Source organism: Paenibacillus ehimensis NBRC 15659, from assembly GCF_004000785.1.
Classification (GTDB): Bacteria; Bacillota; Bacilli; order Paenibacillales; family NBRC-103111; genus Paenibacillus_G; species Paenibacillus_G ehimensis.
In genome coordinates this window covers 103,666-125,904 of sequence record NZ_BILX01000014.1, presented here as the reverse complement: position 1 = coordinate 125,904, position 22,239 = coordinate 103,666, and the positions used below count along the sequence as shown (strand labels likewise).

Here is a 22,239-nt window from a genome sequence, read left to right as displayed (position 1 = left end):
AACGGCGGCGAGGGGTTTTTCGGCGTATATGTCCGAATGGTGAAACTTTGCCCTCAGGTTTTCAATTCCAGTTGCAGGGATTCCGCTTAAAGCTTAGAATGAGATAATGGGGTTAGGCTGAAGAAAATCATGATAAAGGATTCTGAATGCGATGAACGGCATAAATCTTAAACATACCATATACTCATCATTCTTAGGCCTCACGATTTTCCTCACCAGCACCGGTATGGTCTATGCTTTGGAGGCGGACGATCCGTTCTATGCCAAGCAAACTTACCTTAAGCAAATTCATATGAACGAAGCCTGGAATGTGACGCAAAGCAACACCGGCATGATTATCGCGGTCGTGGATACCGGAGTGGATTTGGCGCACCCCGATTTGAAGCCCAATTTGCTGCCGGGCGTCAACCTGATTCATCCGAAACAGCCGCCGGCGGACGACAACGGTCATGGCACAAACGTAGCGGGTGTGATAGGCGCGGTGGGAAATAACGACCGCGGCGTTGCCGGCATGCTGTGGAATGCCCGGATCATGCCGATCAAAGCGCTTGAAGCGGACGGCTCCGGCGGCGAGCAGAAGCTCGGCGAAGGGATTCGTTATGCCGTCGACCATGGCGCCAAGATCGTTGTTCTCTCGCTCGGCCTCAATAAATACTCCGCCTATATGAACGATATCGTACGGTACGCGGAGGAACGAGATGTGCTGCTGGTAGCCGCTACGGGCAACGAAGGAAACCGCGTCAAATATCCGGCGGCATATCCTACCGTCCTCGCGGTGGGCGGAGTGAATGCCAACGGTACGGTGAACGAAAGGTCCAACACGGGGCCGGAGGTCGACGTCGTCGCGCCTTGGGATGTGTTTACAACGGCGATCGGCGGTTCGTACGAAGCGAAGGACGGCACGTCGATGGCTGCGCCGCAAGTCGCGGCTGCGGCCGCGCTGCTGTGGGGGCGGAATCCGGAGATGAAAGCGTATCAGATTCGTCAATGGATTCGCCAAACTGCGGAGGACCTCAGCGGAAAAGGCTGGAATCCGCGCACCGGCTACGGCTTGCTACGGGTAGACCGATTGCTCAATGAGCCTTATTTGGCGGACATGTACGAACCGAACAACCGTAAGGATCAGGCCAAAGTGATATCCGTGAGCAAAAAAATCACCGCATCCTTCTCGGACGGCACGGATAACGACTGGTTTGCGACGGATGCTGCCTACGACGGAACCGTAAATGTTACGCTGGAGCTCGACAGCAGCTTATCGGTGAATGTGCAGCATACGGACGCTTCCGGCGTGCTGACGACCAAAACCGTGCAAGGGGGCCAGACGGTTCCGTTCAAAGTATCGAAGGGACGCAGTTATTTTCAACTCCAGCTTAGCGATCGCAACCGCAAAGTGGAGACGCCTTACGGGCTTACAACTTCCTTTGACATTTACCGTGATCCGTACGAAGACAACGACCGCCAGTTTAAAGCGTCCGTGCTGCCTTCCCGGAGCGTGAAGGTCAAAGGGACGTTTCATCAATACAATGATGTGGATTGGTATGAATTCCCTGTCCATCAAACCGGTTCGTTGCGCATTCATGTGATGACCGATACGGCGCGAATCGACCCGGTGCTTCTCGTTCAAAAGCAGGGAGAGAAGTCGGTGACAATCGACGAAGGGGACGACGGTGCAACGGAGTCGTACTCGTTGCCGGAAGTGTTCCCCGGTACCTATTACATTCGGGTTACCAATGTGAAGGATTATACGAATCCGGTTGTTGGTGAATATACGCTCGCGGTCGAATACGACGCGAAGCTGATCGATCCGAACGAACCGAATAACCGCTCTTATCAGGCGACAGCCATCTCGATGGATACCCCGTATAACGGCCTGCTCGATAAGTCGGACGATGTGGACTGGTTCCAGTTCAAGGTGGAAGAGGAGAGCTTTGTTCAGGTCGGACTTAGCGACATCCCTTCCGGCGTGAGCATGTATATGCATTTATATGACGGGTCGATGAATTCGATGGCGACCTCGATGAACGGCGGCTCGTCTGACTCGCAGCAGCTGTCCGGCCGCTTCAAGCCGGGGATGTACTATCTGAAGCTGACTTCAAACCGGCCGTTCGACAACCGAATGTATCAGCTGCTCGTTAATGCCAAGCCGCTGACCGGCGGTTATACCGATATTCGAGGGCATTGGGCGCAGAAAGCGATCTTGAATTTGACCGGCAAGCAGGTCATTGACGGATACGACAACTATACGTTTCAGCCCGACCGGCCGATTACCCGCGCTGAAGCGACGGCAGTCATTTCACGGGCGTTCCGGCTCGAGAAGCAAAAAGCGGTCAGCTACTTGGACTTGCCGGCGACGCATTGGGCCTACAACCACGTGGCTCGGGCGACGCAGGCGGGTATTATCGAAGGCTACCCGGACGGGACGTTTGCGCCGGACCAGCCGGTCACTCGCATGGAGATGACGGCAATGCTGGCACGCAGCATGAACATGACGGGCAAACGAAGAGGCGCCCTTCCGTTCACCGACGTGGATGAAGAGTACTGGGGCGTCGGTCTGCTCAAGCAGATGAAAGCGGAAGGACTGGTCGGCGGCTATGCGGACGGCTCGTTCCGGCCCGAGCAGCAGGCGACCCGGGCCGAATTCGTCCAACTGTTGATGGGGATTCTGAAATAAACCGGGCCTGACCGCCCGCGCCCGCTCCGATGCCTGGCGGCACGGTTCGATTAGACCGCCGGGGAAGCGGGTAAAAAGTGCTTGATAAAGCTTTCCGATCGGGACGGGGAACGGCAGTACGGCTGTTTCCGGTCCGGGACACTTCGGTGAAAGCGGGGAATGCTTTTCCATGGATTATTTGGATCAAATGAGCGCGTCGATGGGGCTAAAGGGGATGATCAACATTGTGATCGTCCTGGTATTCATCGGCGTCTCTTGGTGGGCACTGCAGGAACTGAAGCTGGAGATGATGCTGAGGCGCCCCAAAAGCGCTCAAGCCAAAATGCTGCAAATCCTGCTCTCCATCGCGCTGGGATATCAGACCGCCCGTTTCGTGATCGACTATCTGGAGTGGTCGACTTGGTTCTCCGGAATGTTCTGAAAAAACATTTTTTCGAATAACCAAGGAGAATGTTGTCAACAATGGTTAGTACAACCGTTAAAAAATCCGCTTGGGCCACGAATGGTATCGTGACCGGCTAAAGTACTATGAAACCGCAAGCAGAAATTACGCGGAGGGGGATCATGATGAGCAAAATAATCGTCCGCGGCGGCAAAAAGCTATCCGGCAGGGTAAAAATACACGGCGCAAAAAACGCTGTCCTGCCGATCATCGCAGCCTCGATCTTAGGAACGGACGGAGTCAGCGTCATTCACGACGCGCCTCCCCTGGACGACGTCCTTGTCATTAACAAGGTGCTTGAAAGTCTGGGAATCAAGATTGAATATAAACATGAAACGGTCCGCATCGATGCAAGCAAAATCGACACGTGCGAGGCCTCCTATGATCTGGTAAGAAAAATGCGGGCGTCGTTTCTGGTCATGGGTCCGCTGTTAGCCCGTGTGGGGCAGGCGCGCATATCATTGCCCGGTGGATGCGCTATCGGCACGCGTCCGATCGACCAGCATCTGAAAGGCTTTGAAGCGATGGGCGCCGAGATTGAGCTCGGCCAAGGATATATCGAAGCGAGAGTGAGCGGAAGATTAAAGGGCGCCAAGGTCTACCTCGATGTCGCCAGTGTGGGAGCGACGGAGAACATTATGATGGCCGCGACGCTTGCCGAAGGCACGACCTTAATTGAGAACGCCGCCAAGGAGCCGGAGATCGTCGATCTGGCCAACTATCTTAACGCGATGGGTGCCAAAATCCGCGGAGCGGGTACGGGCATCATTCGCATTGACGGCGTATCGAAGCTTACCGGTGCAGTACATACGGTTATTCCCGACCGCATAGAAGCGGGTACATATATGATTGCCGCCGCCATCACGAACAGCGATTTGTACATCGAGGGAGCAATCGGGGACCATTTGCGTCCGGTTATTTCCAAGATGCAGGAGATGGGCGTGCAAATTCAAGAAGATGAGAACGGCCTGCGGGTGTACACGGATCGTCCTCTCCGTGCGGTGGATCTTAAAACATTGCCTTATCCCGGCTTCCCTACCGACATGCAGTCGCAGATGATGGCGCTGCTGCTGGTAGCAGACGGGACCAGCCTGGTTACCGAAACGGTGTTCGAGAACCGTTTTATGCATGTTGAGCAAATGTTGAACATGAATGCCCAGATTAAGGTGGAAGGCCGTACGGCGGTCGTTAGCGGCGGCAGCAAGCTCCAAGGGGCGAAGGTTTGCGCGACCGACCTGCGTGCCGGAGCGGCGCTCATTTTGGCTGCGCTTGTGGCCGAGGGCGATACGGAAATTACCGGTATTCATCACATTGACCGGGGATATGTGAATATTGCCGAGAAGCTCAGCGCGCTGGGGGCGGATATTCGTCGGATTCCTGTCGAGATCGTCGATACGGAAGAAGAGGAACAAACGCTCCCGCTGTTTGCCATACAGCCAAGTCTTGCTTAACGCTCAGGGCTTCTATTCTTTTGGAACGAGAACCGACTCTTTCATTCGGAAAGGGCCGGTTCTCTTTCTTTTGAGGTTCTATTCTATCTTTTCGGTTCATAAGATGGTGTTACCTGCAGCCGCAGCGCCTGATTTGTGAGAGCCGACAAAAGATGGAGGAACCCGTTGATGAAGTACAAGCTGACCCGGACGCAACAATCTTGGATTCGCTGGTTGGCCATTTGGCTGGCCAGCTTCACAGCTGTCGTCGTGCTGGTACCCGGCCTGCTCGTACGCACGGGACCCGGAAAGAAACCGGAACCTGCGCCGCCCGCCGCAGAACAGCCGTCCGCAGTGCGGCAGCAGGACGAACTGCTGATTCCCGTTTACCGGTCAAAGGAGAGGAGAACGGAGAAAATGTCCCTCGAGCAGTATGTGCGGGGAGTTGTCGCGGCGGAGATGCCCATCGAATTCGAGCCGGAGGCGCTCAAAGCCCAAGCGATGGCGGCACGCACCTATATCGTCCGAAGGCTGCTCGACGGCGACCAGAGCAATGTCCCGGATCCAAAGGCGCTCGTAACGGATACGATCAGCCATCAGGCTTACGTTACTGACGAGGAACTGAAGCAGCGCTGGGGCGAGGATGCGTTTCTCTCCCGCATGGACAAGCTGAAACGCGCGGTAGAGGAAACAAGAGATCTTGTGCTAACCTATCAAGGAAAGCCGATCGAAGCGAGCTTTTTCTCTACCAGCAACGGGTATACGGAAAATTCGGAAGACTACTGGAACTTCAACGTTCCGTATTTGCGAAGCGTACCAAGCCCTTGGGATGCTAAGCTGTCGCCCCGCTATAAAGAGACGGTAGCTTTTACGTCCAAGGAGCTCCAGCGGAAGCTGGGCTTGCCCGGCGCCGTGCCGGTATCGACCGGAAGCCCTCTCGGGATCAAGGTGATAGAGAAGAGTCAAGGAAACCGTATCAAGAAGCTGTCTATAGGCGGAAAGCTATTTACCGGAAGAGAGGTTCGGGAGAAGCTTGGACTCAATTCCAGCCAGTTTCAATGGTCGTGGAGCGGCGGAGAATGGCGGTTTACGACATTCGGCTACGGGCATGGCGTAGGGATGAGCCAATGGGGCGCTAACGGAATGGCGATGGAAGGACGCAAAGCGGAGGACATTGTCAAATACTATTACGCCGGCATAGCCATCGACCGGGCTTCCAATCTATTGAAAGGAAAAACTTTCTAACAAAATAGGTTTTCCCGCGTATAAATCTCGCGAACCTGGCAAGAATGGTTAGCGAGGTGATATACAAATGAGTGAACAAAAAAGAGATTTGGTCCAAGAAGAAGCTCCTAAATCTACCGAAGGAGCCCAAAGCGGCACATCGTCATCCTGGAAAAGATTGCTCGCCAAGAAGTGGGTATTTCCGGCAACGTACATGGCAGCTGCGGCAATCATCTTAACGTTAATGTGGTGGTACCAAGGGGCGGGCATCACGAAACCTGACAAAAATGTCAGTCTTGATGCTGCGAAATCCGGTACGGTCACGGAAAACGTTTCGGGTACGGATGCGGTAGCTACCAACGCGAAACAGGAAACCATGCAATGGCCGGTCAAAGAACGCAGCGAGCTGGATGTCGTGCTTCCTTTCTTCGATAATAAAGCGTCGAACGAAGTGCGGCAAGCCGCGATGGTCGAATACGGCGACACCTTTACGCCGCACATGGGCATGGATTTCGCAAGACACGACAATCAAGCGTTTGACGTATTGGCCGTCATGAGCGGCAAGGTCACGGCGGTTCAAAAAGATCCGGTCGTCGGCAACTTGGTGGAAATTACGCACAGCAACGGGCTTGTCTCGGTTTATCAAAGCTTGGCCGAAGTGAAGGTCGCCAAAGACGCCGAAGTGAAGAAGGGCGACGTCATCGCCAAGGCGGGACGCAACGAGCTGGAAAAAGATCAAGGCACCCATTTGCATTTCGAATTGCGCCAAGGTCAAGGCGGCCCGGCGGTCAATCCGGAGCAATACCTCGGAGATCATTAATATCGGCGGATCGGCAGGCAGGGGATCGTTTCCTCTGCCTTTTTGTTTTTTTGCGGAACGTATGCCTCTTGCGAAAAACGCTTGTCCTTGAAATAATTGTTCGCTGCGGGCTTGTCAGCCTTCCGAAACAAAGAATATAAGCGTGCGCCCCTCATATAATGTACCAAACTAACTCGAGTAGGGAGGCGAGGGGAGTGCACGATTACATCAAAGAGCGAACCATTAAGATAGGCCGCTGCCTGGTGGAGACCAAGCATACGGTTCGCACCATAGCCAAGGAATTCGGCGTTTCCAAAAGCACGGTGCACAAGGACTTGACGGAACGTCTGCCGGAGATTAATCCGGAGCTTGCCAATCAGGTGAAGCATATTTTGGAATATCACAAGTCAATCCGTCACCTGCGCGGGGGAGAGGCCACCAAGATTAAATACCGGAAAACCCGCAGCCCGAAGGCGCAAGAGAAGCTCGTTACCGTTAAGTAAACCCGCCCCGTTGCAGGGCGCGTTCCCAGCCGTACCGTGAGCTGTATTTCCCAACGCGGAGGTAGGCCTATAGCCCTTGGACGCAAGCGGGCCTCCGCGCCGCTGACGGTACGCCCCTTCTCCCGAACCGACCGGAAACGAAGCGATATTTGTCGAAAAATCGTTCAAGAAAAAGAGGAATTTTGAAATTCATGGCGAATTTACCTAAGTAACGTATATAATAGAAGTGCCGCTGCTTTTACAATAAGGATGGACGGTTGGTTAGGGAGGATCAATAGGAATGTTAAGCAAGGATATCGGCATAGATCTCGGGACTGCGAACGTCCTGATTCATGTGAAAGGGCGGGGCGTTGTCCTGGATGAGCCGTCCGTCGTCGCCATCGAAAGCGATATAAAGCGAGTGCTGGCCGTGGGCGAGGAAGCGCGCCGCATGGTTGGCCGGACGCCAGGCAATATTGTGGCGATCCGTCCGCTAAGGGACGGCGTTATAGCCGACTTTGAAATAACGGAAATGATGCTGAAGTATTTTATCAATAAGGTCGGCGGGAAGAACTGGTACAGTCACCCCCGTATTTTGATCTGCGCTCCGACGAACATCACGTCGGTAGAGCAGAAGGCCATTCGGGAAGCGGCCGAACGGAGCGGGGCACGCGAAGTGTTTTTGGAAGAAGAGCCTAAGGCTGCGGCCATCGGCGCCGGGATGGATATTTTCCAACCGAGCGGCAACATGGTCGTGGATATCGGCGGAGGTACGACGGATGTGGCCGTATTGTCCATGGGCGACATCGTTACCTCCTCTTCTATTAAAATCGCAGGGGACAAGTTCGACTCTGCCATTATGAAATATATTAAAAGCAAGTACAAGCTCTTGATCGGCGAACGAACAAGCGAGGATATTAAAGTCCGCATCGGGACGGTGCATCCGGACGGCAAGCGCGAAACGATGGATATCCGCGGCAGGGATATGGTGAGCGGACTGCCGCTGACGGTGACCATCAATTCGCAGGAAATTCAAGAAGCGCTGTGGGAGCCGGTATCGTCCATCGTGGCGGCAGCCAAGAGCGTGCTGGAGCGCACGCCTCCGGAGCTCTCGGCCGACATTATCGACCGCGGCGTTATTTTGACCGGCGGCGGTGCGATGCTGCATGGCATCGATCAACTGCTGGCGGACGAGCTTAAGGTGCCCGTCCTGATCGCAGAGGATCCGATGCACTGCGTTGTGAAAGGAACCGGCATTATGTTGGACAACCTGGACAAAGTAACCAAGCGCAAATTTTAGGAGGGTAACCATTCGATGTTAAGAGGCCTGTATACCGCCGCTTCCGGCATGATCGCACAGCAGCGCAAGCACGACATCGTTACCAATAATATTGCCAACCTCAACACCCCGGGCTTTAAAAGCGGCAACGGAATTAACCGGTCGTTCCCGGAAGTTTTGATTTCCCGGGTGCGCAGCGGCAAGGACGAACCGGGTTCGGTCCCTGTCGGCCGGATTAATACGGGGGTTATGGCGGAGGAGAACGTTTCTCTGCATGCGCAAGGCGATATTCAGGAAACGAAGAACCCTTTTGACTTTGCTTTGATTTCGGATATTCAGGTGCCGGGTGCCCGCTTCGACAGCTCAGGCAAGTACGTGGATCAGAACGGGCAACGGGTGATTCAACCCCAAGCTTTCTTTACGATTTTGAATGCAGCCGGCGAACAACGCTATTCCCTTAACGGCAAATTTTCGCTGGATGCCAACGGACGGTTGATCGATTCCGAAGGCCATTCGGTGTTAGGTCGCGATGGACAACCTATCGTGCTGATGAATGCGGGTACGCCGGTCACGAATTTCCGTATGACCCGCACGGGACAGTTCACCGATGCAGACGGTCAGCCGATATTGGATGCGAACGGACAAGTGTTGAATCTGCTTATTACCCGGGTGGAAGATCCGAACCAGTTGGTCCGCGAGGGCAACGGACTGTATCGTTTAAATACGCAGGATCAGGGCGCGTTCCGGCCGATCGACGCTCAAGATCAGGTTGAAGTGCGGCAAGGCTATGTCGAACGCTCCAATGTGGATTCCAGCCAATCCATGGTCGATATGATGTCGGCTTTACGGGCTTATGAAGCGAACCAAAAGATGATCCAGTATTACGATAAAAGCATGGAGAAAGCAGCCAACGAAATCGGCCGCGTCTAATCCGCCTTGATATAGCTCGTCCAGCTGAGAATCATCTTTACAGGAGGAGTTCACGTGAATCACTCGATGATTAATTCATCCGTTTCGATGCATGCGCTTCAGCAAAAGCTCGATCTGCTAGCGAATAATATGGCCAACGTCAACAATACGGGCTACAAGCGCCGGGAAGCTTCGTTTCAAGACGTGTTGACCAATGTGAAGCAGCAGCCCCGCGGTTTTCAGAAAGAAGGCCGGCTCACGCCGCTTGGCTACAACCAAGGGTGGGGCGCCAAGCTTGCCACTTCTCAATTGAATATGAGTCAGGGCTCGCTGAAGCCAACGGAGAACCCGCTTGACGTGGCGATTGAAGGGGCGGGACTGTTTGAAATATCCACCGCTTCCGTAGACGCAGCGGGCAATCCGGTTAGAGAAACCCGTTGGACGAGAGACGGTTCATTCGAGCTGTCACCTTCGGGCGATCCGCAGAACCCTGACGGCTTGATTTTGACTACGAAGGATGGGCACTACGTGATGAGTGCCGATAATACGCCGCTTCGCGTACCGAGTAATCATCGGGTACAAATTCAGGCGGATGGTACGATTCTGGCTTATAATGAAGCGGACCCTAATGCGGAGGCGGAACTGGTCGGACAAATCAAAATGGTACGTGTGGTTCGCCCTCAGCTTTTGCAGCAGCTAGGCGATAATGTGTTCGGATTGCCTTCCGATATTACGGCACAGCAGCGGGACGACATCCTACAGCCTGTAACGGCGGGCAACAACACGGTAGACCCGATTACGGTGCGTCAGGGCTTTTTGGAACAGTCGAACGTCAGTCTTGCAGACGAAATGACCGAGCTCATCATGGTTCAGCGGGCGTTTCAGTTGAATTCCCGCGCGGTGGCATCGTCCGATCAAATGATGAACATAGCCAACAATTTGCGCGGCTAGCGGCATTACGCAAAGTGAGGTAGAGAACTTGAGCGATAACCGAAAGAAGGCGCCTGCAGAACCTAAAAAATGGAAAAAGGCGGTTTTTACGATCCTGAAGTGGACGTGGATTCCGTTTACTGGCATAGTGGCGCTTTTAGTAGGGCTTGCGATCGGATACGTATATATAGGAAAACAAGATTTTCAAGAGATTTTCAATTTCAATACGTGGCGCCATGCGTTCGATTTGATCTTTGCCGATACGTAGTGATAAACTCCCGGGTAAGGGAGTTTTATTTTTTTCCTGATAAAGGTATAATGTATGGATGGGAAGCGTTATAGAGAGAGAATCGAGCTGCGCCGATAATCTAAGCGGCTCAGAGGGGGACGCTATTTCGTGTGGAACTTGCCCAATGTACTGACCGTATGCCGCTTTGTTCTGATTCCCGTCTACCTCGTGGTATTTGGAGCAGGATATATCAAAAGCGCCTTTTTCGTCCTGCTTATTGCAGGTCTTACCGACGTACTAGATGGCTACATCGCACGGAAACGAAATTTGGTCACCGAGCTTGGCAGCATGTTAGACCCGCTCGCGGACAAGCTGATGATGATCACCGTCATCTTGTCGCTGGTTTTCTCCCAGATGATTTCATGGCAGGCTGCAGGAGCCATGTTTTTGCGGGACGCGGGCATGATCGTAGGATCAGCGATTTTTCACTTTCGGGGCAAAAAGACCGTTCCGGCGAATGCGATGGGGAAATTGACGACCGTCTTGTATTATGTGGCCATTCTGCTGATCGTTTTCGAACTTCCATACGCTCATGCGTATTTATGGTTTGTCATCGCCGTATCGTTCGTCACCTCCATTATTTATATTCTTCAGTTCAAACTTCTGAACAAACGCGGCTTGCATTCCTAAGGGAACCCTTGTTGAAATAAAAAGAGCTCATGCCCGGATTCACCTTGCCGGCAAACCCGCACATAAGCTCCCTTATATCAACCTTCACTGCTGCAGCTCATGAAGGGACATTTGTTATTGTAAGTTGATCCAGGCGTTTTTATACTCACCAAGAAAGGAGCATCTGCTATGTTAGATGCCACGCAAATTCAAAAGATTATTCCACACCGTTACCCGTTTTTGTTGGTAGACCGTATATTGGAAACAGAGGTTGGTGTGAGAGCCGTCGGTATTAAAAACGTTACGATCAACGAATCTTTTTTCCAAGGGCACTTTCCGGACTATCCCGTTATGCCAGGGGTATTAATTATTGAAGCTCTTGCGCAGGTCGGCGGCGTAGCCTTATTGCAGGCGGAAGGCAACCAAGGGAAAATCGGAATGCTTACTGGGGTCGACAATTTCCGGTTCCGGGGCCAGGTCAAACCGGGAGATACTTTGACGCTGGAAGTCGTTATTACCCGGATGAAGGGCATTATCGGCAAAGGGCAAGCGACAGCTAAAGTCGAGGGTAAGGTTGTAGCCGAAGGCGAAATCATGTTTGCTCTTCAATAAAGATACAGCTCATGATTAACATACTATAAATAAAATTCTGGGTAGAGGAGATGGAATGATGAATACGGGGAAGCATGTGCAGGAGCAATACGAGCTTTGGTTGAACGATCCGGCGATTGATGAGGGCACCAAAGAAGAACTTCGCCAAATTGCAGGGGATCCCAAAGAAATCGAAGATCGGTTCTATCGCGATCTGGAATTCGGAACCGGGGGCCTGCGCGGCGTCATTGGAGCCGGTACGAACCGGATCAATGCGTATACGGTAGCCCGCGCCACCCAAGGGCTTGCGCAATTTATGCTTGCATCTGGCAAAGCATCGCTTTCGGCGGTGATTGCCTACGATTCCCGGAACCAGTCGCCTGAATTCGCGCTTGAAGCGGCCAAGGTGCTGGCAGGCAACGGAATCAAAGCGTATGTGTTCGAATCGCTTCGTCCGACGCCTGAGCTCTCGTTTGCCGTACGGTATTTGAAGGCCGACGCCGGCATCGTTATCACGGCAAGCCATAATCCACCAGAATATAATGGATACAAAGTATACGGAAACGACGGTGGACAGCTTGTTCCGGAGCAAGCCGAGCAAGTTATCGCAGAGATCCGCAAAGTACAGTCGTTTGCCGACGTAAAAAGAAAGTCGCGTGCGGAGGCCGAAAGCGCCGGCTTGCTGCAATGGATCGGCGAGGCGGTGGACGCCGAATATATTCGTGCAGTCACGGCAATCAGCCGCAACCCGGAGCTGGTCAAGCAGATGAGCGATAATTTCCGCATCGTATTCACACCGCTGCATGGGGCAGGAAATTTATCCGTGCGAGCGGCATTGGCTGGAATCGGTTTTGATCAGGTGCAGGTGGTTGCCGAGCAGGAACAGCCGGACGCCAACTTCTCTACAGTCAAGTCGCCGAATCCGGAGGAACGGGAAGCGTTCACTTTGGCAATGAACGAAGCCAAGAAAACGGACGCCGATATTATTATCGGCACGGACCCGGATTGCGACCGGATGGGCGCAGTCGTGAAGGATGCGAACGGGGAATATTTCGTGCTGACGGGCAATCAGTCCGGCGCGATTATGGTCGATTATCTGCTCAGCAGCCGCAAAGAGCGCGGCGAGCTTCCGGCTAACGGTGTCGTGATCAAAACGATCGTCACCAGCGAGATGGGAGCGGTCATTGCCGAGCATTATGGAGCTAAAGTTTTAAACACCCTGACAGGTTTTAAATATATCGGCGAAAAAATGACACAGTTCGAGCGGACCGGAGAGGCCGAGTTTTTGTTCGGCTACGAAGAAAGCTACGGTTATCTCGCCGGCAACTATGCGCGCGACAAGGATGCGGTTATCGCATCGATGCTGATCTGCGAAGCTGCAGCTTATTACAAAAGCCAAGGCAAAACCTTATACGATGTCCTGCAGGAACTGTATGCGCGTCACGGCTACTTCTTGGAAAAGCTCGAATCGCGCACACTTAAAGGCAAAGACGGCGTGGAGAAAATTCAAAGCATCATGAGCGATTGGCGCAGCGCTCCGCCGGAAGAGCTTAACGGATTACGGGTCGTTAAGGTTGAGGATTTCTCTCAGGGATTGTACGGACTTCCGTCGGAAAACGTCCTTAAATATACGCTTGAAGACGATTCTTGGTTCTGCCTCCGCCCGTCGGGCACGGAACCGAAGATTAAAGTATACTTTGCCGTTCGAGGCACCTCCGCGCAGGCCGCTTCCGAAGCGATCGAACAACTGGTGCAGACTGTTATGTCCCGCGTGGACAATCACAACTAACTTTGGGAGTGGGCAGTGTTGAAGGGAACGTACATGAAATGGAACCAACGCGCGCTTAAGTGGTTGTGGTGGCTGGTTATCCTCGGGATGCTGGCCTCCCTCCCCGTAGCGTTCGAGCGCAATGAGACGGAGCAGAAAACGGGACGAAAGGTAGAGTTCGTCTTCGACTACCGTAATTTGCTGGAAATATCCGATTTGCAAACGGACCCCCGCAAATTCGTATTGGAGCAGTTGGACGAGATGAAGCAGCATGGCATTCAGTCCATGGCTGTCTATGAAGCGACTCTCAACGAGCTGAAGCTGAGCCGTCGCATCGAGCTGTTTACATCGCATGAAGCGTCCGCTTTGACCCAGACGCCCATTTCGCCGAATGAAAACTATACGTATCTGTTGTTCGCGGAAAAAGAATCCGAGCAGCAGCTTCAGCCGATGATTCAAAAAGCGTTTGCCGAGTTGAATGTCAATACCAGAGCATGGAGCTACAAAAATCAGCCCGGCATGATCATCGAGATGGCGATGGAAGATGCGCTTTTGAAAACGATGGACCCGGATCCGATCACCATGCAGCTGCTTAAGGAAAAGGGGTACACGATTGTCATCCGGCTATCCAACCGAAGGGCTTTTGATGAGGCCCGCATGGACGAGCTGCTGGGAAGATTGAAGGCTCTCGGGGTAAAGCGAATGATTATCGACGGCGAAACCGTGCCCGGATTCATAAGTGATAAAGATTTGCATAATCTCGATCTGATGGCCGAGCTCATGAAAAAGCATCAGATCGGCCTGGCCTCGACAGAAGCCTTGTATCAAAAGACGCCGCCACGCGGCTTCAACAGTATTGCGAAGAAGATCGATTACAACGTGGTCCGTCTTCACCCGCTCACGGAATCCGACTCCCAGAAGTTGACGGAGAATATTACTCCGCAAGAGCTGAAGGGCCGTATTCAAGATTATGCGGACCGGTTTTTGCTGGCGGTGAAAGACCGCAACATCCGGATGATTTTCCTCCATGCCAAAGCGGTAAAGAGTATGGACAAAGGGAAAATCGTACATCCGCTTGATTCGATTTACTTGACCGTGAAGGGTCCGGACGGAGCCATTCCGCAGATTCAAAAGGTAGGCTATCAGACCGGGCCGGCAACGGCGTTTGTGCCGGTGCATTCCGGATGGCAGCCGATCGCCAAAGCGCTGCTGTCGCTTGGAGCCATCGCTTTAATTGCGCTGACGATCTCGTTTTTCGTCCCTGAGCTTGCTTTAGTTGTCTTTTTGCTTGGCGTGGTTGGTTCGGGAGGCATGTATGTCTGGAACAGCAGCTTATTTTCACAAGCGTTGGCGCTTGGGGCAGGAACCTGCGCGCCGACTCTGGCCATCATGGTTGCAATCCGAACGGCGCGGAATAAGCTAAACCGCAGGGATGGAAACAAATGGTTGTTTGCACTCGTTCTGCTTCTGCGGACAACCCTTCTTTCCCTCATCGGCGCTTTATTTATCGTCGGCTTGCTGAACCAAGTCACGTATTCTCTTGTATTGGAGCAATTCCGCGGCGTTGGCATCCTGCATGCGGCCCCAATCGCACTAACGGTGCTCTACTGGCTGTTGTTTAGCGACGATACTTCTTACCGCGACAAAGTGCGGCGAATTCAAGGCTTCCTTCACGCGAACATTCGTGTTTTATGGGTCATTGTCGCCGTAGTCGTTGCGGCCGCGGGTTATTATTACATTTCGCGTACCGGAAACGAGGGGCAGGCTTCGTCGTTCGAACGATATTTCCGATCCTTTTTGGAAAATACTCTCGGTGTACGGCCGCGGACGAAGGAGTTTTTGATCTCCCATCCTTTGTTCCTGCTCGGAGCTTACTTGTGCTATAAGTACCGCAGCGCGCTTCTGCTTGTTCTGATCGGTGTGATCGGTCAAGCTTCGGTCGTAGATACGTTCGCGCATCTGCACACACCGCTCGTCATCTCGTCGATTCGCGTCGTATACGGATTGGCTTTCGGCCTGTTGATCGGAACCGTTTTGATTGTGGTCTGGGAAATTATTGCAAGGAGTTGGCGGCGTTGGGTACCCCGGTTAAGCGAATAGTATTGTCCGGTTACTACGGATTTCATAACAGCGGCGACGAGGCCGTGCTGCAATCGATTCTGCTGGCTTTGAAGGAACAAGGAGAACGACAGGGCGTAACATTCGTCCCTGTCGTTCTGTCCATAAACCCGGAGGAAACGGCCCGAACTTACGGCGTAGAAGCCGCTCACCGGATGCGGCCCGCAGAGGTATGGCGAACGCTGCGCGGAGCCGACGGGCTGATAAGCGGAGGCGGCAGTCTGCTGCAGGATGAAACCGGAACGAAAACGATCCCTTACTATATTGCCATTATCCGGCTTGCTCAATGGCTTCGAAAGCCCGTATTTATTTATTCGCAAGGAATCGGTCCCGTACACCGGCCGTTTTTCTACGGTTGGATTCGTTCTGCCTTCAACCGCTGCGCGTTTATCTCTGTCAGAGATGACGAATCGAAAGCGCTGCTCGGGCGAATGGGCGTTCCAGCAGACCGGGTGGAAGTGGTGCCGGATCCGGTGATGGGTTTATCGCTACGCGAACAACGCTCGCCAGCAGGAGATACGATTGCGAAGCCTGTTATTGGGGTATCTGTTCGATTCTGGAACGAAGACCGCTCCGAGCTCCAGGCTGTTGCCGATGGGCTTAAGCTTGTGCTGGAACAATCGGACGCCCACATTCGTTTCCTGCCGTTTCATTTGCCATCGGACGAGCAAGCTTCATTGTATGTGATGGAACGCATGGGGGAACTCTACAAAGAGCGGATGAGCATAACCCCTCCGATTGATCATCCGCAGGATATGCTCGCGGAGGTTGCTTCCTGCCGGGTGTTGGTCGGAATGCGTCTTCATTCTTTGATTTATGCGGCGGGACAATTCGTTCCCATGGTCGGCCTGTCGTACGATCCGAAGATTGATCAATTTTTGAATCGTCTCGGGGTCAAAGCTGCTTGCAGCACCCAAAAGCCCGATGCGAACGCGCTGGCCGAAGAGACCTTGCGGCTGTGGAACGGCGTGGAAGCATGGAAGCACGAGAAACAGCCGGCCATTGAGCGGCTGAAAGTCGAAGCCGGGCGCCCCGCGGAACAAATTGCTTCTTATTTTCGCAATTAGCATAAAACGAATGAATAAGAATAGGCTATGCAATAAAAGTATGCTTGTTTTGCCGTAATTTGCAGTGAAAGTGAATCGTAGAGAGGAAAATGTGCGGAAACCTGATAATACCTATGAAAACAACCTGAAAAACCGCCCAAATTGCCTAAATTCATGATGGTATTTCGGAAGCCGTCAAGGTATAATTTGAAGTGTTTGGGGTTTTGTCATAGAAAAAAGGGGCTGTGAAAACACACATGAACTTGTTATACGGTATCGGCTTTGTTGCTGCATTACTGATCGCATTGCTGATGACACCGCTGGTAAAACGCTTTGCTTTTTGGGTTGGTGCCGTGGATGCGCCGAATCATCGCAAAGTACATAGCCGGATCATGCCGCGACTCGGCGGATTAGCTATTTTTATTGCATTCATCGCAGCTTATTTCGTTGTTTCTCCTGCTATAAATACATTAAAAACAGATGTTGTTTTCGGTCTTCTGGTGGGTGGGGCGATTGTCGTATTGATCGGCGCGCTGGACGATCGTTTTGACCTGTCGCCCAAAATCAAGTTACTCGGTCAAATTTTGGCGGCTAGTGTGGTGGTCTATTCCGGGGCTGTGATTGATCTGGTCAACCTGCCTTTTGGCGAAGGGGCCGTTTCTTTAACATGGCTTGCCGTTCCGCTGACGATCTTCTGGATCGTAGGAGTGACCAACGCCATTAACCTGATCGACGGCTTGGACGGTTTGTCCGCCGGAGTATCGGGGATTGCAACGACGACGATTCTGGTACTGGCGCTGATGATGGGGAACGTTACTGTCGCGTTGCTGTGCGTCGTACTGCTCGGCTCTATTGCCGGATTTTTGTTCTACAATTTTCACCCGGCCAAAATTTTTATGGGCGACTCGGGAGCCCTGTTCCTCGGGTTTTGTCTGGCTACGCTGTCTGTGCTCGGATTTAAGCAGGCGACTGTCGTGTCCTTGTTGGTACCGATCATGATCTTAGGGGTACCATTGTCCGATACGTTCTTTGCCATTATGCGCCGGTGGGTCAACAACTTGCCGATTTCGGCCGCAGACAAAAGCCACTTGCATCACTGCTTGCTCCAGCTAGGCTTCAGCCACCGGACAACGGTGCTCATTATATACGGGATCGCCGTATTTTTCGGCTCTTCCGCCGTGCTGCTTTCTTTCATGTCGGAGCAGGACGCCCTATGGGGTGCCGTAATTTTGATTGCGATTCTGCTCTTTGTGCTGGTGCTTGGCGCAGAAGCGATCGGCATTATCAGCAAAACCAAAAAACCGGTGCTTCATTTTCTAAATAAAATCCGTGTGAAAACGATGCAGCTTAGCACTCGTTCCCGGATGTCCAAATGACGACTTAGCATAAAATAGAACCTTTGTAGTATAAAAATAGACACGGATAATCCCAGACCTTGACCGGTTTGGGATTTTTTGTTGCGCTTCCTTGCAAATTTCCCTAAAAAAACGAGGACGTTTGGCCGATATGTAAAGTACAACTATTTTTTTGGCGAATGATGTCAAACTTTTGCCGGTTTCAGGCGGGGGAGGTTGTTTCTAACCGGATTGCTTTGAATCGTTAATTTGCCTACATTTTTAGTACATAAGGAGGTACTTCTTTTGAAACGACTTACCAATCGTGCCGTCAGCTTTGCGGTTATCGTTGCCCTGCTGGTGTCGATGATCGTACCGTTTTCCGCGATGGCCGCCGGCGGCTCGCTGATGAAAGTCAAAGGATACAGTACGACAGCGGCAAGCCCGACTCCGGTCACCAGCGAGACGGTCAACATTTCCATTGAAATCGATAATATCGACGATGCTCAGATCTCTTCTATTTATTATGAGATTGAGAACGTAACGACCAGCCCCGGAAACCCGGTAGAAAACAAGTCCAACAAGGGTATGAAGACGGGCCCTTATGAAGTGACCTTCAATAGCGTTAAGCTGTCCGAAGGGACGAACAAAATTACGTTTACGATGGGGGACGTCACGAAGATTTCTTCCCAACCGGCCTACCTGACCTTCACGCCGACAACGAACATTACGGACTTGAAATTTAACGACGTACCGATTGATGACGGCCAAATGTATCCGAAGGACCCGACGCAAACGGCGTATGTGATTACAGGTAAATCGCCAAATGCGACGACGGTTCAAGGCTACTTGCTTGGCCAAGCCAATCCGATCACCGCGTTCCGCAGCAACAATGGCGACTTTACGTTCATTCCGAACCGGAACACGGATTTCAACATGCAAGCCGGGGACAACATCTTTAAAATTGTCGCCAGCAACAACACGAATACGTACACGACGACCAGAAAGTTCATTTTCAACAATGGTAAACCTTTTTTGTTTGACGCCGCTTTAGACACTGGTTCTGGAAAACAGAAGCTGGTGAACGATCCGTTTCCGCAACTGAATCAAACGACGGCTAACCTGACGGGTAAAATGAAGGTCGATCTGGCCCCGGGTTCTCCAAACGTTACGCAATATGTGTATGCAGATATCACCGTAGTAGGCGGGAGCCCGGCAACCCAACGAGTATATTTCTCGGGTACGACTCCGAAGCCGCTGGATGAAATCTCAAAGGAGTCAACCTCGACCTATAAAGTATTTGATTTAGGTTCTATTCCGCTGACTCTTCCGACGAACCGGAATCAGACGCTTATCGTGACGTTCTATACAGGTAGCGGCTTGGTAGGACAAGCGCCGCAGCAGACGTTTACGTTCAATTATTTTGATCCGGCTGCACCTTATGTAACGAAAGTAACCAAGGATCTTGGCACAGACCCGGTAACGAATCAACCGGTTGAAGTGGCCCTTAACGAAAATGGCGATAATGAAATTAGTGAATTGCCATCTACGTTCTATATTTATACGACAGGTGTAGCTCCGGCGGGTAGCGTTAAGGCTCATATCGGTGGAGATGCTACTGGTATTGCTGCGACTTATGTTGGACCTGACGGTACGCAGCAAAAATGGAAGGTACAAGTGAATGGCATTCGTGATGGAAGAGCCATCATGTCTGTAGTACCAAACGGTGCAACAAACGGCAAGCTGGACTTCCCGCTGGTGATCACGAGTACGCCGTACATTATTCCGGTTAACTTCTATAACAATATGGTCATCAAAAACGCTGCATTGGAGACGCCTTATTGTACTCCAGGCACAGGCGGTACCCCTTGCTTGCAGGCGAAAATCATGAACTTGCCTGAAGCTGAGTATGCCAATGTCGAGGTGTCCGTTAACGGTTATACAACCAAGCTTGTTGCAGGAGATTTCCGCGATACCAATGCTAAATCGACTTTTATGCTGGATGTGAGCAAAGCCGACAGCCGTTGGCTGCCTAACGACAACAAAGATTTGCTCAACGAAGGACGTAACACGGTCAAAATTAACCTGCGCTTGAACGGTGCGGTTGTAACGACAGTACAGTATGAGATCTTTAAATTTACGCTGCCGACTCCCGCATTTGTAGGAGATATCTTGCCAAGCCCGCTGGAGAAATTCACCAAGGCGCAAACGCCGGATAAATATGCGACGAATGCAAACAACGTATCTTTTGTAGGCAACTTCGTGAACGCAGACAGCATCAAAATGACCGTCCGCAAAAAAGACGCTTTGGGCAACCCGGTAGTTACTTTCGATGCCCGGGACAGCGCAACTGGATGGAATTATCCTGCCTCCCCGGCCAACGGACAGCAAAACTATCTGAATAGCGTCGGGACAGGTGCCATCAACACGGCAAGCATTCCTCTTCCTTTTACAGGGGATGTCATCTTCGAATTTATGATTTCCAACAAAACGGGAATCACCGAAACACGGAGCATCACGATTTCCCGGGAACCGGTCCCTTACCGTGTTATCGAGCCGGTGCTTGTGAAGAGCGGCAAAGATGAAGTGGCTACGATCAACGGTAACTTCGTGGATATTAAGCTGGAAGCAGAGAACGCGGATAGTGTAAGCTTCGGCAAGGACGCCAATGTGCTCAGCAAAATCGACCCGTCCGACAACAAGCCTTACTTCTACTATCGGTATGAAAACTTGAAGGCGGGCCGCAACACGATTAGCTTCACCGTTAACCGCGGCAAAGAAAGCACCAAGGGCAGCTTTGTGGTCAATAACGTGAATACGGCGGTGGAAGGCGCACAAATGCTGATGCCGCTTCAAAACAAATACAAGCTGTTCGAGGGCGAGCTGGAACTCAGCTTCCCGGCTAACACGAAGCTGATGCGCAACGAACCGACAGCAACGAATCAGTACTTGACGTCGGACCGCAAGCTGTTGTTTGGCTTGGCCAATGTTAAGGATGGCCGCGTTAACAAAGCCTATAACACGGACTACAGCGCATCGTTCTTCCTGCAAGAGCCGACAGGCAAATTCCGCCCAGCCAGTAAGCTGTTCTGGATCAATGCCGGTTCTGTTGGCCAAGACGATTATTTAGACAAGGACAAGCTGAAAGAAGCTCTTACAGGTTCCGGACGCGATCCGTATAATATTGACGTAAATAATGCGAACGTAAGATTTTACCAAAAGAATAACGAGAATGACCTGAAAAATTCGTTCGTACCGACCAAGCGCGGCGAGCTGACGCTGAAGTATGACGATTCGATCAGACAGGACTCTTGGAAGTATGTCACCGTTTATCAAATGGATATTTATGAAGATTATCGGGGCATGACGACCTTGGCTTGGAAAAACATCGGCGGTGAAGTCGATCCGAAGAAAAACACGATCACTGTTCCAATTGATCATTTCGGTTATTTCCAAGTGATGTACATGTACGACAGCTTCAACGATATTACGAGCCACGAGTGGGGCCGTGATACGCTTGATACGCTTTATTCCAAAGGGTTTATGCTCAATAAACTGCAGTCGCTCTTTGTACCGAACGAATCGATTACGCGCGGGGAATTTGCAACGCTGCTTGTAAAAGCATTCGATCTTCCGCTCCAATACTCCGGCAACCTGACGTTCAGCGACGTGCAGAAGTTTGCAAGCACCAATCCGCTGTACGATTATAAGTACATTGAGACAGCGGCACGGGTTGGTATCGCACGCGGCAATGCCGGTGGCCGGTTCAAGCCGGACGAGGCCATTACGCGCCAGGATGCGGCCGTCATGATTGCGAGAGCGGCAGAGCTGAAAGTGAACTCCGACAGCAATAAGTCTCTGGCGACGCTGCAAAAGCAATTTACCGATGCGAAAGATATCGACATCTATGCCTTGCCAGCGGTTGAGGCCGTGTCCAAAGCCGGATTCATCGAGGGCATCGAGAACGTTCTTCTTTCCGGTCAGAAGAAGAAAACGTATCGTTTCGATCCGCTTCAAAACTTCACGCGTGTTCAAGCTGCTGCCGTCATGGAGCGCATCCTGAAGCAGCAAAAGAAATTCCCGAAATAAGATGACTCACAAACCGTCAACCATGGGTTGGCGGTTTGTCTCTAATTTTAGGTGGTTTCCGCTCAATATTGGAAAATTATTAATGATGACGTATGCGAATGGATCGGTGTATACTACCTTTTGTGGGCGATCAATACAATACATAATTGATAGACGCTCTTGATGTACTTTGTTCCAAAGTTGCCTCAAAAAAAACCAAAAAAAGTTTTTTTCAAAGAGCGCAACTTTT

At 51.9% G+C, this 22,239-nt stretch carries 17 protein-coding genes; all 17 read left to right on the top strand.

Annotated features, from left to right (window positions below; translation table 11 throughout):
- The first annotated feature begins 226 nt into the window (after positions 1-226).
- The gene (locus PEH01S_RS11060) at positions 227-2,671 is read left to right on the top strand and encodes a S8 family serine peptidase (protein WP_246062882.1); all 2,445 of its coding nucleotides are present in this window, start codon (positions 227-229) and stop codon (positions 2,669-2,671) included.
- A gap of 169 nt (positions 2,672-2,840) precedes the next feature.
- Complete coding sequence (locus PEH01S_RS11055) at positions 2,841-3,092, top strand: DUF1146 family protein (RefSeq protein ID WP_025847694.1); 252 nt, start codon at positions 2,841-2,843, stop codon at positions 3,090-3,092.
- A 146-nt stretch (positions 3,093-3,238) separates the two neighbouring features.
- Positions 3,239-4,564, top strand: coding sequence for a UDP-N-acetylglucosamine 1-carboxyvinyltransferase (gene murA / locus PEH01S_RS11050; RefSeq protein WP_025847695.1), 1,326 nt, complete (start codon positions 3,239-3,241; stop codon positions 4,562-4,564).
- 168 nt (positions 4,565-4,732) lie between these two features.
- A complete protein-coding gene (gene spoIID / locus PEH01S_RS11045) occupies positions 4,733-5,788 on the top strand; it encodes a stage II sporulation protein D (protein ID WP_174807123.1) in 1,056 nt (351 codons plus the stop codon).
- Between the two features lie 67 nt (positions 5,789-5,855).
- Positions 5,856-6,587, top strand: coding sequence for a M23 family metallopeptidase (locus PEH01S_RS11040; RefSeq protein ID WP_025847699.1), 732 nt, complete (start codon positions 5,856-5,858; stop codon positions 6,585-6,587).
- Positions 6,588-6,781: 194 nt separating this feature from the next.
- Positions 6,782-7,069, top strand: a complete 288-nt coding sequence (gene spoIIID, locus PEH01S_RS11035) for a sporulation transcriptional regulator SpoIIID (RefSeq protein ID WP_036682840.1) — start codon at positions 6,782-6,784, stop codon at positions 7,067-7,069.
- 280 nt (positions 7,070-7,349) lie between these two features.
- Entirely contained in the window at positions 7,350-8,348 is a 999-nt protein-coding gene (gene mreB, locus PEH01S_RS11030) for a rod shape-determining protein (protein WP_025847702.1), read from the top strand.
- Between the two features lie 15 nt (positions 8,349-8,363).
- The gene (locus tag PEH01S_RS11025) at positions 8,364-9,257 is read left to right on the top strand and encodes a flagellar hook-basal body protein (protein WP_127485409.1); all 894 of its coding nucleotides are present in this window, start codon (positions 8,364-8,366) and stop codon (positions 9,255-9,257) included.
- Between the two features lie 54 nt (positions 9,258-9,311).
- A complete protein-coding gene (locus tag PEH01S_RS11020) occupies positions 9,312-10,187 on the top strand; it encodes a flagellar hook-basal body protein (RefSeq protein WP_127485407.1) in 876 nt (291 codons plus the stop codon).
- 28 nt (positions 10,188-10,215) lie between these two features.
- The gene (locus tag PEH01S_RS11015; protein WP_025847707.1) at positions 10,216-10,434 is read left to right on the top strand and encodes a DNA-directed RNA polymerase subunit beta; all 219 of its coding nucleotides are present in this window, start codon (positions 10,216-10,218) and stop codon (positions 10,432-10,434) included.
- A 129-nt stretch (positions 10,435-10,563) separates the two neighbouring features.
- Positions 10,564-11,085 carry a CDP-alcohol phosphatidyltransferase family protein gene (locus tag PEH01S_RS11010; protein WP_025847708.1) on the top strand — a complete coding sequence of 174 codons (522 nt, stop codon included), beginning with the start codon at positions 10,564-10,566 and terminating at the stop codon, positions 11,083-11,085.
- 168 nt (positions 11,086-11,253) lie between these two features.
- Entirely contained in the window at positions 11,254-11,676 is a 423-nt protein-coding gene (gene fabZ, locus PEH01S_RS11005) for a 3-hydroxyacyl-ACP dehydratase FabZ (protein WP_025847710.1), read from the top strand.
- A 55-nt stretch (positions 11,677-11,731) separates the two neighbouring features.
- Complete coding sequence (locus PEH01S_RS11000) at positions 11,732-13,444, top strand: phospho-sugar mutase (protein ID WP_407669430.1); 1,713 nt, start codon at positions 11,732-11,734, stop codon at positions 13,442-13,444.
- A gap of 33 nt (positions 13,445-13,477) precedes the next feature.
- The gene (locus tag PEH01S_RS10995; RefSeq protein ID WP_246062881.1) at positions 13,478-15,523 is read left to right on the top strand and encodes a DUF5693 family protein; all 2,046 of its coding nucleotides are present in this window, start codon (positions 13,478-13,480) and stop codon (positions 15,521-15,523) included.
- A complete protein-coding gene (csaB, locus tag PEH01S_RS10990; RefSeq protein ID WP_127485400.1) occupies positions 15,499-16,608 on the top strand; it encodes a polysaccharide pyruvyl transferase CsaB in 1,110 nt (369 codons plus the stop codon). Before PEH01S_RS10995 ends, csaB begins: the two co-directional genes overlap by 25 nt.
- 236 nt (positions 16,609-16,844) lie before the next feature.
- Positions 16,845-17,963 carry a glycosyltransferase family 4 protein gene (locus PEH01S_RS10985; protein ID WP_025847718.1) on the top strand — a complete coding sequence of 373 codons (1,119 nt, stop codon included), beginning with the start codon at positions 16,845-16,847 and terminating at the stop codon, positions 17,961-17,963.
- 264 nt (positions 17,964-18,227) lie between these two features.
- Complete coding sequence (locus PEH01S_RS10980) at positions 18,228-22,010, top strand: S-layer homology domain-containing protein (RefSeq protein ID WP_127485398.1); 3,783 nt, start codon at positions 18,228-18,230, stop codon at positions 22,008-22,010.
- Positions 22,011-22,239 lie beyond the last annotated feature (229 nt).